This window comes from Aequorivita vladivostokensis (genome assembly GCF_000952855.1).
In the GTDB taxonomy this organism is placed as follows: domain Bacteria; phylum Bacteroidota; class Bacteroidia; order Flavobacteriales; family Flavobacteriaceae; genus Aequorivita; species Aequorivita vladivostokensis.
In genome coordinates this window covers 1-17,737 of sequence record NZ_JSVU01000003.1, presented here as the reverse complement: position 1 = coordinate 17,737, position 17,737 = coordinate 1, and the positions used below count along the sequence as shown (strand labels likewise).

The 17,737-nt window shown below is 41.4% G+C and carries 10 protein-coding genes; 5 read left to right on the top strand and 5 right to left on the bottom strand.

Translation table 11 applies throughout. The features are described from left to right. Positions 1-37 precede the first annotated feature (37 nt). On the bottom strand, positions 38-886 hold the full coding sequence (locus MB09_RS05005) for an SAM hydrolase/SAM-dependent halogenase family protein (protein ID WP_045079806.1): 849 nt from the start codon (positions 884-886) through the stop codon (positions 38-40). A 107-nt stretch (positions 887-993) separates the two neighbouring features. Between MB09_RS05005 and MB09_RS05000 the strand changes: the two genes are divergently transcribed. The 3 genes from MB09_RS05000 (at position 994) to MB09_RS04985 (ending at position 10,038) form a co-directional block, all read left to right on the top strand. After that, on the top strand, positions 994-1,950 hold the full coding sequence (locus tag MB09_RS05000) for a PhoH family protein (RefSeq protein ID WP_045080159.1): 957 nt from the start codon (positions 994-996) through the stop codon (positions 1,948-1,950). A 66-nt stretch (positions 1,951-2,016) separates the two neighbouring features. Beyond that, positions 2,017-2,964, top strand: a complete 948-nt coding sequence (locus MB09_RS04995) for a phosphoribosylaminoimidazolesuccinocarboxamide synthase (protein ID WP_045079805.1) — start codon at positions 2,017-2,019, stop codon at positions 2,962-2,964. Between the two features lie 405 nt (positions 2,965-3,369). After that, positions 3,370-10,038 carry a right-handed parallel beta-helix repeat-containing protein gene (locus MB09_RS04985; RefSeq protein WP_052671293.1) on the top strand — a complete coding sequence of 2,223 codons (6,669 nt, stop codon included), beginning with the start codon at positions 3,370-3,372 and terminating at the stop codon, positions 10,036-10,038. 59 nt (positions 10,039-10,097) lie between these two features. On the opposite strand, the gene MB09_RS04980 is transcribed toward MB09_RS04985, so the two are convergent. Beyond that, on the bottom strand, positions 10,098-11,363 hold the full coding sequence (locus tag MB09_RS04980; RefSeq protein ID WP_045079803.1) for an acyloxyacyl hydrolase: 1,266 nt from the start codon (positions 11,361-11,363) through the stop codon (positions 10,098-10,100). Positions 11,364-11,441: 78 nt separating this feature from the next. Between MB09_RS04980 and MB09_RS04975 the strand changes: the two genes are divergently transcribed. Beyond that, a complete protein-coding gene (locus tag MB09_RS04975) occupies positions 11,442-12,815 on the top strand; it encodes an alanine/glycine:cation symporter family protein (protein ID WP_045079802.1) in 1,374 nt (457 codons plus the stop codon). On the opposite strand, the gene MB09_RS04970 is transcribed toward MB09_RS04975, so the two are convergent. The 3 genes from MB09_RS04970 to MB09_RS04960 all read right to left on the bottom strand — a co-directional run bounded on the left by MB09_RS04970 (position 12,812) and on the right by MB09_RS04960 (position 16,389). Then, positions 12,812-13,672: a hypothetical protein gene (locus MB09_RS04970; RefSeq protein ID WP_131459827.1), complete on the bottom strand. Its 861-nt coding sequence runs from the start codon at positions 13,670-13,672 to the stop codon at positions 12,812-12,814. The genes MB09_RS04975 and MB09_RS04970 overlap by 4 nt on opposite strands. An 85-nt stretch (positions 13,673-13,757) precedes the next feature. Then, positions 13,758-15,188, bottom strand: coding sequence for an MBOAT family O-acyltransferase (locus MB09_RS04965; protein WP_045079800.1), 1,431 nt, complete (start codon positions 15,186-15,188; stop codon positions 13,758-13,760). A gap of 115 nt (positions 15,189-15,303) precedes the next feature. Then, positions 15,304-16,389, bottom strand: coding sequence for a M42 family metallopeptidase (locus MB09_RS04960; RefSeq protein WP_045079799.1), 1,086 nt, complete (start codon positions 16,387-16,389; stop codon positions 15,304-15,306). Between the two features lie 127 nt (positions 16,390-16,516). On the opposite strand from MB09_RS04960, the gene MB09_RS04955 reads away from it, so the two are divergent. Further along, positions 16,517-17,218 (top strand): DUF4294 domain-containing protein, encoded by a 702-nt coding sequence (locus tag MB09_RS04955; RefSeq protein ID WP_045079798.1) that lies wholly within the window; start codon positions 16,517-16,519, stop codon positions 17,216-17,218. Positions 17,219-17,737: the final 519 nt, after the last annotated feature.

Here is a 17,737-nt window from a genome sequence, read left to right as displayed (position 1 = left end):
ACTTAACACTTAACACTTAACGCTTAACACTTATCACCTAACCCTTAACCCCTTCCGAAATAAAATTAATCGTGATGGTATCGCGAAACTCAAGCCCAAACAAGCTCGCAGCGCCACCAACTGAAGTGGGATTGCTCTTATAAATGGCCAGTTCCAAAAACTGTGATGAATTCCAAAGCGCCAGTCGCTTTCCGTCCTCCTCGCGTTTTTCGGGTGGCTGCCCAAAGTTAATGGCATCACTGTAATGTGTGTGTATTTTATTGAATTTCTCAGAACGTGCGTTAATTAAAAAGTCCCTTCCCTTACCCACGCTTTCAAACAGCTTTCTGCTAATGTTGCTGATCACATTTCCGTAGTTGTCAATATAGATAACATTGCCGATTATTTGGCTTTCGTTGTTGTTTACCACGGGGCGAATGCCCGTTAGCTCCTTTATTTCAGAAATGGGCTTTCCAATTACCTCCAGCGTTCCGCCGCGGGCAATGTGGCCAGCGACTTTTACAAAAACATCGAGTACCGGGAAATTACTTATAATGCGATCGTGAATGTTTATTTCAACTATTTTTTCGGGTCGTATTTCCGAAGTGAGCATAGAGATAATGCCGTTGTCCGCACACACAAAATAATGGCCGTCCATAAAAACCGCAATGTGCTTATTTTCTGGGTTCAATTCAGAATCGACCCCAATTACGTGTATGCTTCCCGAAGGAAAGCTTTTGTAGGCATTTTGGATGATATACGCCGCCTCATGCAGATGGAAGGGTGAAACCTGGTGCGAGATATCAACAATTTTGGCATCTTCCATTTCGGTATAGATGGCTCCCTTTACTGCGCCAACAAAGTGATCTTTCTCTCCAAAGTCGGTAGTAAGCGTGATTATGGGCATAAAATGATTGTTGATATTTTCTTAAAAGATTTACCACAAAAATAGGTTACTTTTGTTAGTGGCAAAACTATTTTTTGCATATTCCAAATAATAAAAAAGCACGCCTTTTGAACGAACTTATCATCGAACTTACAGAGATCAGTCCAAGGGAATTCTTCGGACTTGAAAACGCTAATATTGACCTTCTTAAGAAGTATTTTCCAAAACTTAAAATCGTTGCCCGCGGCAATAAAATAAAGGCCTATGGCGATGAGGACGTGCTGGAGGAGTTTGATAGGCGCATTACCATGCTGCTCGAGCAATATATGAAATACAACAAAATTGACGAGAACGTAATTGAGCGTGTACTGTTGAGCCGTAGCAAGGAAGATTACGAAACTCCCGAATTCAATAATAAGGAAGTGATAGTGCACGGGGTGAGCGGAAAACCTGTAAAGGCACAAACGGCAAACCAACGGAAATTGGTTGAGCTTATGCGCAAAAACGACATGGTTTTTGCAGTGGGTCCCGCCGGAACTGGAAAAACATATACTGGTGTTGCACTTGCTGTTAAAGCACTGAAAGATAAAGAAGTAAAGCGCATTATCTTAACAAGGCCTGCGGTGGAGGCTGGGGAGAATCTGGGTTTCCTTCCGGGCGATTTAAAAGAAAAGCTTGATCCGTACATGCAGCCGCTATACGATGCCCTTCGCGATATGATACCGGCGGAAAAGCTGGCATCACATATTGAGACGGGCGTCATTCAGATTGCGCCCTTGGCATTTATGCGCGGCCGTACTTTGGACAATGCCTTTGTAATTTTGGACGAAGCCCAAAACACTACCCACGCGCAAATGAAGATGTTTTTGACCCGTATGGGAAAAAATGCCAAGTTTATGATTACGGGCGATCCCGGACAGATTGACCTTCCGCGGCGCGTGATTTCGGGTTTAAAGGAAGCCTTACTGGTTTTAAAGGATGTGAAAGGGGTGGGAATTATATATTTGGACGACAAAGACGTAATCCGCCACCGTTTGGTGAAAGAAGTAATTGCCGCCTATAAGAAAATTGAGAACGTAGATTAAGAAATCCCAAAATATTAAACTCCAAATTCCAATTTTTAAATCGAAAATCGTATATCTAAAATCAAAATGAGTAATACCATAATTTCAACAGATTTCAATTTCCCCGGACAGAAAAGTGTTTACCACGGAAAGGTCCGCGAAGTCTATACTTTGGAAAACAATATACTTTTAATGATTGCCACCGACAGGTTGAGTGCCTTTGATGTAGTGATGCCGAAGGGAATTCCATATAAAGGCCAAATTTTGAACCAAATTGCAACTAAAATGATGCGCGATACGCAAGATTTGGTGCCCAATTGGTTGATAGCTACACCCGATCCAAACGTTGCTATTGGTGAGGCTTGCGAACCTTTTAAAGTTGAAATGGTAATCCGTGGCTATATGAGTGGTCACGCCGCTCGTGAATATAAAGCTGGAAAGAGAATACTTTGTGGGGTTACTATGCCCGATGAAATGAAGGAAAACGATAAATTTCCGCAACCAATTATCACGCCTGCCACCAAAGCCGAAATGGGCGATCACGACGAAGATATTTCGCGTGAAGATATTTTGAAACGAGGAATTGTTTCCGAAGCAGATTATCTTCAGTTGGAAGATTATACCCGAAAACTTTTTCAGCGTGGTAGCGAGATTGCTGCAAAAAGAGGGTTGATTTTGGTGGATACCAAATATGAATTCGGAAAAACGAAGGATGGAAAAATAGTTCTTATTGATGAAATCCACACCCCTGATTCATCCCGCTATTTTTACGCGGAAGGCTACGAAGAAAGGCAAAAAAACAATGAACCACAGAAACAACTTTCGAAAGAGTTTGTACGCCAATGGTTGATTCAAAATGGTTTTCAGGGATTGGAGGGGCAAAAAGTTCCATTTATGAGCGATGAATATATTGAAACTGTTTCGGAAAGATATATTGAGCTTTACGAAAACATTACAGGCGAAAAATTTATAAAGGCCGATGTTTCCAACATCCACGAGCGTATTGAAAAAAACGTATTGGAATATTTAAAGTAAACAATTCATCTTCAATTTAAACTTAGGCCTCTTTTCGGAGGCTTTTTTATTGGTATTTCTTTACAAAAGCATTATTTAAATTTTGTGTTTCTGAAAATTAATTCAGCTGACCAAATCCTTACAATCACTTACTTCCCTTATTAAAATCGGCCAATTTAACTGTCTAATTTATAATAAAGTAAAACCAGAACCTGCTTTCCTTCGTAAGTAATAGTAAATCCCGAATAAACCACTTCGGGATTATTATTAATTAACCAGAATTGGATGAAAGCAACTTTACGGACAAATTTCATAGAAAGAATATAAACGTGCAAAGGGCCCCGGCTTGTTGCACGTTTTGTTTTTTGACGTAAAGTGGTTTTCAAAAAATTTGAAAAAAAAGACTGCTAACTTAAATCTTAAATTATGAGAAACATTTTTACGCGAAACCTTTTAATATTGGTTTCAATTTTAATGACTACGGGAATCGCCATTGGGCAGACCTATAATGTCACGAGCGGGGCCAATAGTGGCGCTGGAACGCTTCGGAATGCAATCAATCAGGCCAATTCTGATGCCTTTACACCTTCTTTTATAACTTTTGATCCTGCAATTACGGTTCTACTAACTGCGGGACAAATAGTTGTAAACGATGAATTAGTAATTACTGGAAATGCGGACGGCAGTACAGTAATCGATGGAACAAATGCAAACAATCGTGCATTACGGTTTGTGGATGTTTCTGGAAGTTTGGATCAATTGACTTTTCAGAATTTTACGAGCAATGCCAATGGCGGAAGTGTGGTTGCGCAAAACGCGGGAACTTTTGATGTTTCCAATTGTGTATTCACAAACAATGAAGCCCAGGGCATAAATGGCGGCGGAGCATTATATCTGAATAATGTTGCAAATTCCACAGTAACCGATAGCGAATTCAATTCAAACACCGCAACGGCTACGGCTGGAAGTGGAGGAGCGATTTTTGTAAATTCCTCTGGGATTTTAATAGTTTCCAATAGCACATTTGCGGGTAATTCCGCAGTGCGTGCGGGGGGTGCAGTAGAAACCAATTCTGCCGGTATGATTTCCTTTACCAATTCCAATTTTGTAAATAACACTGCCATAGGCGGGACGGCGCCCGGAAATGGTGGGGCTTTCCACATAAGCGGGGTCGGAAATTCTACATTTACAGATTGTATTGTACAGAATAACACGGCCGTTGAAGGTGGTGGGCTTTGGAACGGCACCGGAATAATGACCATAACCGGAAGCGATACCGAATTGAGTGGAAACGAAGCCAAGGGAAACGATCCTGATCAAGGCGGCGGCGCTCTTTACAATGATGGAGGAACGATGAATATTGACTCCTTCGCAGATATTTTTAGCAATATAGCCACAGGAACCTCTGGATCTGGAGGAGCTATTTTGAGTACTTCGGGAACATTGAATATCAATTCCGCGGCGCTTACTTCAAACGGTGCAAACCGCGCTGGTGGAGGAATTGAAATTATTGATGGAACAGCAAACCTTGTTGATTTACAATTAATATTCAATGACGTAAACGGAACTGCAACAGGCGGAACTCCAAATCCGGGAAATGGAGGAGGACTTCACGTAACGGGCAATTCGGCCAACGTAACCCTAAGCGGAATTGTGTTTTTGAATGCAGCCGCTTCTGAAGGGGGTGGTTTGTGGAATAACGGCGGAACGATGACCGTTCAAGCCGGAGATGTAATTTTTGGAGATACCTTTATTGATTTTAATACTGCCGCAGGTAATGCTTCTGATAATGGTGGTGGAGGAATCTTCAATAACGGAGGAACACTTATTCTTGCCCCAGGAACTCAAGTAGTGCGAAATGTAGTAAGCGGAACCGCTGGTTCTGGTGGTGGAATTTTTAATCTTACCCCAGGAACTTTAGTTGTTGATGGTGTTAATTTTGAAGATAACACAGCAAACAGGGCAGGTGGTGCGATTGAATTGAATTCTGCTATGGGTGAAACTTTTACATTCAATAATGTTGTAATGAATCAAAATACTGCGAACGCTCCAGCTCCAGGTAATGGAGGAGGACTTCACATTAGCGGTCCCGGAAATGTAAATTATAACGGGGGAAGTATAACAAACAACATCGCCTTTGAAGGTGGTGGACTATGGAATGGCACGGGAACGATGACCGTTTCTGGAACTACGATAACAGGAAATAAAGCAACTGGAGATGCAACCGGCGGTGGTGGAATTTTTAACAATGGAGGAACTCTAAATGTTGATGCCGCTACCACTTTAACTGCTAACGCTGCAATGGGAGCTACTCCCGGGGGACGTGGTGGCGCTTTGTTCAACAATACTGGAGGCACGTTGAATGTGGCAACCGGAAGTACAATTTCAGGAAACTACGCAAGTCGTGCCGGGGGTGCTATTGAAGATGCTTCAGGAAATACTTTAACATTGGATGGTGTTACTTTAAATGGGAATTCAGCAGGTGTAAATATCGGGTTGGGAAATATGGCAAATCCTGGAAACGGTGGAGCTATTCACCTTTCAGGAACTACAAATGCAGATATTTCAAACAGTACAATTGAAAATAACCAAGCTGCCCAAGAAGGTGGTGGATTGTGGAACAATGCTGGAATTATGACGATTGAAGCAACAGTTTTGACTGGAAATTCAGCGAGTGGAGCTCTAGCCGATGATGGTGGGGGCGCATTGTTCAATAACGGAGGAACATTGAATGTTCTTGCAGGAACTGAAATAACAAACAATAAAGCTGACGGAACTGCTGGTTCTGGTGGTGGAATTCACAGTACAGGTGGCGATGTAACCGTAACCGATGCAATTATCACAAGTAATATATCAAACCGTGCAGGTGGTGGAATTGAAATCGCTGCAGGAACATTAACAATGTCTGGAACAACTTTAGATACTAATGATGCAGGTGTTGCCCCGGCGGTTGCTGCCCCCGGAAATGGTGGTGGACTTCACGTTGGTGGAACCGGAAACGCAACAATTACCGGTGGAACTGTTGACGCAAACATAGCCGCTGCTGAAGGTGGCGGTCTTTGGAATGGTGGCGGAACAATGACGGTAGACGGAGTGCCAGTTACCAATAACATCGCCAGCGGTGCAAATGCCGACAATGGTGGTGGAGGAATCTATAATGATGGAGGAAGGTTGGACATTCTTGCGGGAACTTCCATAAATAATAATATGGCCAATGGAGCCTCGGGTTCTGGGGGTGGTATTTTATCTACTGCAGGAACTGTTACGATTGCTAATATTTTAATCCTTCAAAATTATGCGAATCGCGCAGGAGGTGGAATTGAAGTAGTTGACGGCACATTAAATCTTAATGGAACTTCAATTGCTTTTAATGATGTAAACGGAACAGCTGGAACTCCAAACCCAGGAAATGGTGGCGGAATACATATTTCAGGAGCTACCACAACTTCTATAAATGATGCTACTGTTTCTGCAAATATGGCATTCAATCAAGGTGGAGGTCTTTGGAACCAAGCTGGAAGCACAATTAGTGTTACAAATTCTATGATTGATTTGAATAAAGCCATCAGCGGAGCCGGGGGTGGAGGAATTTATAACAATGGTGGTGATCTTAATGTTACCGATGGAACTATTCAAAGTAATCTTGCTAACGGCGTATCAGGTTCTGGTGGTGGAATTTTAACTACTGACGGCGCAGTTACTATTACAGGTACTATGATTGATGGAAATGCCGCAAACCGCGCTGGCGGAGGTGTTGAAATTGTTGCTGGAACATTAGATATTACAAATGCTTCTTTAATTGGAAACAAAGCAGATATCGCCGCAGGTACACCAAATCCTGGAAATGGTGGTGGAGTGCACGTTACAGCTGTTGCAACTATAAACATTACAGGAAGTACCCTCACCAATAACGATGCAGCAAGCGAAGGTGGTGGTCTTTGGAACCAAGTAGGAAGTACAATGACTGTTGATGGCACTTTATTGGATAGCAATCAAGCTGCTGGGGATGACGGGACAAACGGGGGTGGAGGTATCTTTAATAATGGAGGTACTTTAATCGTTCAGAATTCTTCAACTATATCTAACAATGCTGCAACCGGAACTGCTGGCTCTGGGGGTGGAATCCAAAATGTGGATGGAGGTTCTTTAACCGTTAATGACTCTAATATTTCAAACAATTCAGCAAAAAGAGCAGGTGGTGGTATTGAAGACAATTCTTCCGTAACTCCGGGAACTGTTACACTTTTGAATACAAACTTGGACAATAATACTGTTGGAAATGCGCCCGGAAACGGAGGTGGATTTCATATAACAGGTCCCGGAATTGCCACGATAACAAATGGTACCGTAAACGGAAATACAGCCAAAGCAGAAGGTGGCGGTTTGTGGAATGGAAGTGGAACAATGACCGTGGATAATGTTACTATAGATGGAAACACTGCAAGCGGAAACGACGCAGACCAAGGTGGTGGCGGTATTTTCAATGAAGGAAGTACTTTAATTGTTCAAAATGGAACAACCATCAGCAATAATATCGCAAACGGAACTGCAGGTTCTGGCGGAGGTATTTTGAATAATCTTGGAAGTTTGACAGTTTCTGATTTTGAATTAAGTGGAAACACTTCAATGCGTGCCGGTGGTGCAATCGAGGAAAATTCAATTGCGGGAAGCTTGCTGACCATTACAAATTCAGATTTGATAAATAACAGCACAGCGTCTGCTCCAGGAAACGGGGGTGGACTTCATATATCTGGTGCTGGCGATTCAAACATTACTGGCGGAAACGTAAGTGGAAACACTGCATCTAGAGAAGGTGGTGGACTTTGGAATGGAGCTGGTATTATGACTGTTGATGGAACTACAATTGATGCAAACATTGCTAGCGGTCCTATGGCCGATGATGGTGGCGCAGGTATTTTCAACAATGGCGGTACTTTAAATGTTTTGAATGCTACAATTTCAAATAACATCGCTGATGGAGCCGCTGGTTCCGGTGGTGGAATTTTTAATAATGAAGGAACACTTACAGTTACAGATTCAGATTTGACCGGAAATACTTCAATGCGTGCCGGTGGTGCAATCGAAGAAAAGTCTGTTGCTGGAAGCCTTTTGACCCTGACAAATACAAATTTAATGAACAACAGTACAGCTTCAGCGCCTGGAAACGGTGGTGGAGTTCATATTACTGGTCCCGGTGACTCAAACATTACTGGCGGAACTGCAAGCGGAAACACTGCTTCAGCTGAAGGTGGTGCATATTGGAACGGCTCAGGAATTATGACGATCGACGGAACAACTGTTGATGGAAATACCGCAAGTGGGGCCGATGCCGACCAAGGTGGTGGAGGTATTTTTAACGAAATGGGAACATTGGTTGTTATGAATGCCACCATTTCAAATAACATTGCAGATGGAACTTCAGGTTCTGGCGGTGGTATTCTGAATAATCTTGGATCATTAACTGTTTCAGATTCTGAATTAAGTGAAAACACTTCAATGCGTGCCGGTGGTGCAATTGAAGAAAATTCAATTGCAGGAAGTGAGTTGAATCTTACGAATGTAATTTTCACTTCAAACACAACTTCCGCATCACCAGGAAATGGAGGAGGACTTCATATTACAGGCGCTGGTGATTCAAACATAACAGGTGGTTCTGCAACTGGAAATATTGCAGGTGCCGAAGGTGGTGCGCTTTGGAACGGTGCTGGAATTATGACTGTTGACGGAATGATGATTGATGCCAACATAGCTCAAGGAGCCGACGCCGACAACGGTGGAGGTGGAGTTTTTAACAATGGCGGAACACTGAATATTGTTAACGGAACTTCAATCACAAACAACCTTTCAATTGGAGCTTCAGGTTCTGGAGGTGGATTGTTGAGTACTGCGGGTGATGTTACAATTACAGATTCTTCATTAAGTGGAAATTCAGCAAATAGAGCTGGTGGTGCTATTGAATTGATTGACGGGACACTTACATTCACAAATTCTGAGATGACCGATAACGACGTTAATGGAACAGCAGGAACGGCTGCTCCCGGAAACGGTGGTGGTCTGCACGTAACCGGAAATAGTGGTTTAATCACGATTTCCGGAAGTACAGTTTCAGGAAATGAGGCTGCTCGCGAAGGCGGCGGACTTTGGAACCAAAGTGGAACAATGATGAATATTGACACTACAACAATCGACGGCAACAGTTCATTCGGTACAGCCGTAGATGATGGTGGTGCTGGAATTTTCAACAATGGCGGAATGTTAGAAGTTGTTACTTCAACCATTTCAAATAATACAGCAAGCGGAGCAACAAGTTCTGGTGGTGGTATTCACAATGCTTCTGGTGGAGATGTAATGGTTATGCGAAGTACTATTTCAACCAATACGGCCAACGGCGCTGGAGCTGGAATTTACAACAACGGAGCAAGTTTTGATTTAAATGCTGTAACCGTGGCAATGAACAACGCTCTTGCTGACGGAGGTGGTATTCAAAGTGAAACTACAACTTCTTTAAAAAATACTTTGGTTGCTCTCAATACAGGAATTTCTGGAGTTGATGTGAATGGAAATTTTGTATCGAATGATTACAATTTAATTGGAATGGACGACGCAAACGCTTTCCCTGAGCAGGCTAACGATATTGAAGAAGTAGATCCAATGCTTGGCCCGCTTCAAAATAACGGAGGTGCTACTTCAACCCACGAGCTTTTATTAGGTTCCTTGGCATATAATGCAGGCGATCCGGCCGATTTGTTTAATGATCAAATTGATCAAACAGTTTTTGAAGGAATTCGGGATATTGGAGCTTTTGAGGCGCAAACCATTTTACTTTCTATTGAAGATATTACAGAAGGTGGAAGTGGAATCATAATCTATCCAAACCCGTCTAGAGGTATTGCTACCGCTAAAATTCCAACAACTTTTGGAACAGAAATAAACATCGTTATTATTGAATTAGGTTCTGGAAAAGTTGTTCGTGAGGTAAAAGGCAATGTGGGCGAAACCGATCTTGATTTCAGTAGTTATGCCAATGGAGTATATATTATTAAAGTTATTTCTGAAACATCAACATCTACCCATAGATTGATTTTGTCAAAGTAATTGTTTGCTTGAATTTTTGTTAGTTTGAAGACCCTTTTCCCTTACACGGAAAGGGGTTTTTAATTTTGTGCCCGATGGTTAAAACTGTACACATATCCTAAACTAAGCTCTGTAAAATCAGCTTGTCCAAGATTTGCGTTGAGGTGGGCACCAACGTAGAAATTGTTTTTCGGCGCTTGTTCCATTCCTATCAAATAATATTTAAGCCCTAATCTGGAAGAAATACGGTGTTTCTTTTTATAGCTCCCATCCAGTTCTCCCAAAACCCAACTTTTTGGGATTTCCCTTGGGGTATTGTCCCAGCCTTCGTTAATGCGCCACTCGAGCTTGTATGCCGGTTTGTGCAGGTTGTAACCCAATTGCAAATCAATCCCCACGTGGTTTAGGAATATTTCGCCGTGTACGGTTATACCCAAATTGGAAGCATAATACCAGGGATTGCCCTTGAAATAATCAAACTCCCTTCCGGCCTGCACCAAAGATTCGTTGCCGTTGATATAATCGTAATAGTGCTGGTAGAAGCGATAATAAAAACCCAAGCCGATTTTAAAGGTATTATTATAAACTCGACCATATTCACCCGCAATGGTGTAAACGTTTCTCTTATCGTTAAAGGCCAGCGCAAACACATTTTGCCCAAGTCCGCCCCGCACAGCGATATAACTATAAACCGATTTTTGGTACTCTGGAAATTTTTCATGAGAAGTAATCCCAGCACGGCCCAATGGGTTTTTTATGTCTGCCGAAAGGCTCACTAAAAATGAGTTGTATCCTTGGTTCAACAAGCGGGTATGACCGTTGGAATGGTGTGAATATCCCAAGCCAAGCCGCCAGTCCAAATCTTTGGTGGAGAGAAACTGGTAATATAAGTACATTCGGAATGCCCAAGTGATATCTGTTGTAACCGCTTGGTTTTGTGGATTCGTTTCTTCGTTGAATTTTTTTGTGAAATAGGAAGCGCCCATTCCTGTAAGAACACTCCATTTTTCACTTCCAAAGGCTTTAAATTCTATAAAAGGCATTGCGCTTATGGCAATTCCCAAGCTGTCGCGGTTTCCAAAATCGGTTATTCCCAAGGAAAGGCCCGTCTTGGGAGCCTTTAAACGTTGTGCCCATTGTTGGGGATTGTTGTTATGGTACCGTCCAAAATTTAGAATAAGCTGTTTTTGCAATTTTGTTTCGGGGAAACCGTCATTGGCCTCCATAGTAAGCCCCACGAGAATTTCAGGAGTAAAAGTAAAGGCACTTTTTTTCCAATCGCCTTGGTTTTGGGCAAATGAAATTAAGGTGACAAATAGAAAGAAAATGGTTGGCTGTTGTCTCATTTGGCGCTGCAAGTAACAATTTCCCAGTTAATTTTAAAAATTTATAGCTTACATTCGTAAAGACTTTAATCATTTCCCTTGAAGAAAATAGACGCTTTTATTGCCGAAATGGCCTCCTTTGCTTGGGGTTTGCCGTTATTGATAATTTTGATAGGCGGCGGTTTATACCTCTTGATTCGAATTAAATTTCTGCCATTTCGTTATTTGGGGCACGCGCTCGCCGTTCTACGCGGAAAATATGATAATGAAAGCGATGCCGGCGAGATTACACATTTTCAGGCCTTGACCACTGCGCTTTCCGCCACCGTGGGAATGGGGAATATCGCGGGAGTTGCCGTTGCCATTGCCATTGGCGGACCGGGAGCCGTATTTTGGATGTGGGTGAGCGCGGTGATTGGGATGTCAACCAAGTTTTTTACGGCTACGCTCGCCATTCTTTACCGTGGAAAGGACAGCGAGGGCAACATTCAAGGGGGACCGATGTATTTTATAACGGAAGGTCTTGGGAAAAAATGGCTCCCGTTGGCCGGAATGTTCAGTATTGCCGGCTTGGTGGGCGCGCTGCCGGTTTTTAATGTGAATCAACTTACCCAAGCCATAAATGATATCCTTTTAAAACCCGCGGGACTTTACAGCGGTTTTAAAACTGATTTAATTATAGGGTTGGTTTTGGCTTCGTTAACCGCCATTATAATTTTGGGAGGTCTTTCCCGAATTAGTAAAACGGCTTCCAAGATGGTACCGGCAATGGTCTTGCTTTATTTTGTTTTGGTCCTTATCATTCTTGCAGTGCATATTGACGTAGTACCGAAATATTTTGGATTGATATTTTCCGATGCGTTTTCCGCAAATTTCTACAAGGGCGATGCGTTTTTAGGAGGCGTAGTTGGGGGTATCATTCTTTTGGGAATCCGGCGCGGGGCATTTTCAAACGAGGCGGGGATAGGAACGGCGCCCATGGCCCACGGGGCGGCAAAAACCAATGAGCCCATTCGCGAAGGTCTGGTAGCAATGCTTGGCCCGGCAATCGATACTTTGATAATTTGTACGCTCACAGCGTTGGCAATCTTGGTTACGGGCGTTTGGCAGAGCAGCGATGCAAATGGGGTGAGCTTGACGGCTTCTGCTTTTGAGGAAAGCATTCCATATTTCGGCAAGTATGCACTATTGGCCTGTATTGCGATATTCAGTATCTCTTCCCTTTTTTCATATTCCTACTACGGCAGCAAGTGCATGTCGTTTCTGTTTGGCGCAAAAAACAAGGGGATTTATAACTATTTCTACATATTGAGCATTCTCGTGGGAGCCACCACTTCTTTAAGTATGATGATAAATTTGATTGATACCTTCTTTGCGTTGATGGCCATTCCGACCATGACGGCAACCATAATTTTGGCTCCCAAGGTAATAAGAGAGGCGAAAATTTATTTTGAAAAATTAAATCGCAATTAATTCAGGCTGTCAAGTTTTTGGTTTACTAAGGCTGTGAATTTCTTTGCGCCATCGGGGTTTAAGTGGTTTTCATTTAAAAAATCCTTTATTTTGAAATGTACGGTATCAGTCTCTTTGTTTAGAAGAACCACGTTGTCGTATTTTTTCAGAATTACCGAAAGCACACTGTCGCGACGGCGTACTACGCTTGGGTTTCGTCTTTTAATATAATTTTTATACAAAGGCATAGTGCCAATTATCACTTTTAATTTTTTGGCTTGCATATAGTCTAACATTTTGTAGAGGTATGCTGTATTGCTCTTAAAAATATCAAGATTTTCACGAGTATATATTTTGAAGAATTGATTCTTAATTTGGTCGGGATCGTAATGCAATTTTTGGAAAGTCCCATAATAATTATTGGTGTCGAAACCATATTCATTTAATTCTGACTTATTTGTTTTGTTGCTAAGAAGATAGTAATCCTTCAATTTGGAGGAAAAAAAACGAGGATAAGAAAGGTAGACGAGTCTGTCCTTAAAATAAGTGTTTCTCTCAAAGGTATTAACCCCATAATATTTTAAGTAAATGTTGTTTTTCCAATAATCCTTTGAATGGTAGGGCAATTCCAAATGCATATACGATACTTCGAACAGCACATATTTTAAGTTCGGCAATCTATCAATAGTGCCCTTGAGGATAAGAAAGTCTTCTTTATGGTGTTGTGAACTTGAAGCCAGATTAATGGCCGATACATTGGAAAGCGCTGGATTGAACCCGCATTTTACCTGAGATGAACCTAGACCAATCAACATAATCTTATCTGAATGGGAGTCTAAATATTCACCAACGATTTTATAATTTATAGGTAGCTGCAAAGCCAATATTTCCAAAACACAGTATACTATAATTACAGGTGCGAAGAAAACCGCACAGTCTTTTAAAAAACGTCGCTGCGCTTTGTTAAAACTGGAAATAGATAAACTCCTCTTTAAATCCGGCATATTGAAAAATAATAAAAATAAGCATATAATAAATGACCCAGCGTATTGGCGATCGGGTGTATCTATCAATTCGGCTCAATGGAAAATCTTTGCGGCGAGTTAAAATTTCCGCAATAAGCATACAAACCGTAAATGTTAGAAAATATTTATTTAATAATATCCCTATTTCCCTACTCGGGATAAAACTTAGAATACGTTGTACTATTAGCCAAGCGTCATTGATATTCTGGCTTCTAAAAAGAATGGAGGATAGGGTGATGATAAGTGCGGAAAACAATGGAAACAATGGTTTCATCTTAAGTGGTTTATAATAAAAACTGGATCTTCTATTATTCCGCAGAGGAATTCTTTCCAAGACAATCAAGAATCCCTGAAAAATTCCAAATACTAAAAATGTCCAGTCCGCACCATGCCAAAGACCGATCAAACCCATGGTTAAAAAAATGGCTATGTTTCGGCGCACATTGCTGCGCAGGTTTTTTTGGATAATGGGAAAATAAACATAATCTGTAAACCAACGGGTAAGGGTAATATGCCAGCGTTGCCAAAATTCGGTAACGCTTTTTGCCAAATACGGAATATTGAAATTTTTGCTCAATTTGAAACCGAAAAGCTTGGCCGTACCAATGGCAATGTCTGAATAACCCGAAAAGTCGCCATAAATCTGTAAAAAGAAGAGCACCGAGGCATATAGCAAGGAAAGGCTTCCATAGTTTTCGGGACTAGCATATACCATATTTACAATGTATGCGGCATTATCGGCAATCACCATTTTTTTAAATAATCCCCAAAGGATTTGGCGCAGACCTTCTTTTACTTGTGTGGTGTCAAACGATCTTTGTTTGCTGAACTGTGGCAACAAGTCGGAAGCCTTTTCAATGGGTCCCGCCACCAGTTGCGGAAAGAAGGCTACGAAGCCCAAAAAATTGAGAAGATTTTTTGTGGGGGCAATTCGGTTTTTATATACATCAATGGTATAGCTCATTGTTTGAAAAGTATAAAAACTGAGCCCTACGGGAAGTATCAAATTCAGCGTACTAAAAGCGTATTCACCCTGCTGCATATTAAAAAGCAGTGCAAATTCATCAATAAAAAAGTTATAATACTTAAAGAGAAAGAGTACACCCAAATTCCATACGATACTGCCGTAAAGAAACATTTTTTGTCTATTCGCATTCTCAGTTCCCTTGATGGCCAGTGCGGCGAAATAATCTACCAAGGAACTGGCGATTATCAAAAAAAGGAATCGCCAATCCCAAAGCCCATAAAAGAAATAACTCGCGGCGAGCAGAATAAAGTTTTGTGCTTTTATTCTTTTAAAACCAACAGCCCAGTAGAGCAGGAGGGTAATGGGAAGAAACAATCCAAAGGAAAAGGAGTTGAATAACAAAAGTGGCCGGATTTTGGGGTAAATATAACAAAAATGAAACCGCTACAAATTTATGTTTGTAGCGGTTTTTTTTGTTAAGATGGAAATGTGTGAATACCCTTACATTTACCTTTATTTATACAAAATAACTAAAACTATCCCCATCCTTAATATTGAGTAAAGTTTCATAAATAAGCTTGATGACGTTCTCCACATCATCGCGATGCACCATTTCCACAGTTGTGTGCATATAGCGCAGTGGCAGCGAAATCAAGGCACTTGCCACGCCGCCATTGCTATATGCAAAGGCATCGGTATCAGTTCCTGTGGCCCTAGAAAGCGCCGCCCGCTGGAAGGGTATCATTTTCTTTTCAGCAGTGTCCACTATCAGATCGCGCAGTTTTTGCTGAACTGCCGGGGCATAAGCAATCACCGGACCACAGCCAATTTCTGCCAGGCCCTGCTTCTTTTTGTCGATCATTGGGGTAGTGGTATCGTGGGTAACATCAGTAACGATCGCAATATTTGGTTTTATGCGTGCTGCAATCATTTCAGCTCCGCGGAGCCCGATTTCTTCCTGTACCGAATTTGTGATATAAAGCCCAAAGGGAAGTTTCGCTTTATTTTCGTGAAGCAATCTTGCCACTTCGGCTATCATAAACCCGCCCATTCTATTGTCGAGGGCGCGGCACACGAATTTGTCTTCGTTCAAAATATGGAATTGATCGGGATAGGTAATAACACATCCCACATGGATTCCCATTTTCTCAACTTCCTCTTTATCCTTTGCACCTACATCAATAAATATGTTTTCTGGTTTAGGAGCTTCCTCTTTCGATTTGTCGCGTGTATGTATGGCTGGCCAACCGAACACCCCTTTTCTAATACCATTTTTTGTATGGATATTTACAATTTTAGAGGGAGCAATTTGATGGTCACTGCCCCCGTTACGTATCACGTAAAGCAATCCGTTGTCGCATATATAATTAACGTACCACGAAATTTCATCGGCGTGGCCCTCAATTACCACCTTAAATTTTGCTTTCGGATTGATTACCCCTACCGCTGTTCCATAGGTATCCGTAAAAAATTCATCGACATAGGGTTTTAGATAGTGCATCCAAATTTTTTGCCCCTCCCATTCATAGCCTGTGGGTGAAGCATTGTTTAAGTATTTCTCTAAAAATTCAAGTGATTTGTCATTTAATATTGAAGTAGTCATAAATTCATTTTTCTGAAAAGATACAGTTTCGGTAAAATTAGTGATTTCTTATGGAGACCCACAAGGCAATTTGCTTATTTTTGGAACGTTTTTGGATGACGTTAGCTTTGCATAAAGAAATAAGTGAATGAAGATTTTAGCACCCATATATATATGTCTGATAATTTTTGGCCTTAATCCATTATATGGACAGACGGATACCGAATATTTAAAAAAACGAAAGGATTCTTCCGAAGTGATGTACTACATAATAGAAGGAGATACGGTAGCCAGGGAAATGATCGATCTGGATGAGGTGATCTTACTTGACAGATTAAAGTTTAAATCAGAGCAGGACAGAAGGCGCTATCTCATTCTTCGCAGAAAGACCCGGAAAGTATATCCCTATGCAAAATTGGCTTCTGAGCGTCTTACAACCATGACTGAAAGATTGAAGACGATTGAAAAAAAGAGAGATAGAAAGATATATACAAAACGCGTCCAAAAATACATAGAGGGAGAATTCTCGGAAAAGCTGAAAAAGTTGACACACACCGAAGGACAGATCCTGGTAAAACTAATTCACAGGCAGACCGGCCGCACGGCATTTGACCTGGTCAAGGAGCTTCGTACCGGATGGAGGGCGTTTTGGTATAACACCACAGCGAGCCTTTTTGAAATTTCCTTAAAAGAGGAGTACAGGCCGTTTGACGTGAAGGAAGATTATTTAATAGAAGATATATTGGAAAGATCTTTTCAAGAAAACATTTTGGAACGGCAAAATCCCGCCTTTCCCATTGACTATCTCGATTTAAAAGCGCATTGGAACAAAAAGACTGTTAATAAGTAAGAGAGTCAGGCAGTTGCATAACAATTTAAAACATGTTATGTTTGTAGTTCGCTCTTTTATTATTTTACAAAAATCACCGCCACAGGGCTTTAGCAAAGAGTACGTCTTAATCATTAGATAGGAAGACCTATTTTTTAGATAATTATTTTTTTGGCTACTAAAAATGTAGTTTTCAAAGTGTTATTATTTTTCTGTAAGAATTACTGAAAAAACTTCCTTTTTTAATTTGCGGGAACGAAAAAGCGGTCTATATTTGCACCCGCTTAGCAGGACAGATAGAGAAGTCCGGAAAGGCAAAAGCGACGCTCTTAAAAATTTTTGAAATATTTTTTTAAAAAAGTATTGCGGGATTAAAAAAGAGTTGTACATTTGCACCCGCTTAGACAATGAGTGACTACAGAACACGATCTGTCGGCGAGCAAAAGAGAGACAAAAAGTTCATTGAGATATTGAAATTGACAGCGTAGGTCGCCACCTGGAGAGGTGGTCGACCGACAGAGAAAACTAAACTAAGTGAGA

Coding starts and splice junctions, on each gene's coding strand:
- MB09_RS05005 (WP_045079806.1), bottom strand. CDS start 886: ATGCCCATAATCACGCTTACTACCGACTTTGGAGAGAAAGATCACTTT.
- MB09_RS04995 (WP_045079805.1), top strand. CDS start 2,017: ATGAGTAATACCATAATTTCAACAGATTTCAATTTCCCCGGACAGAAA.
- MB09_RS04985 (WP_052671293.1), top strand. CDS start 3,370: ATGAGAAACATTTTTACGCGAAACCTTTTAATATTGGTTTCAATTTTA.
- MB09_RS04980 (WP_045079803.1), bottom strand. CDS start 11,363: ATGAGACAACAGCCAACCATTTTCTTTCTATTTGTCACCTTAATTTCA.
- MB09_RS04960 (WP_045079799.1), bottom strand. CDS start 16,389: ATGACTACTTCAATATTAAATGACAAATCACTTGAATTTTTAGAGAAA.
- MB09_RS04955 (WP_045079798.1), top strand. CDS start 16,517: ATGAAGATTTTAGCACCCATATATATATGTCTGATAATTTTTGGCCTT.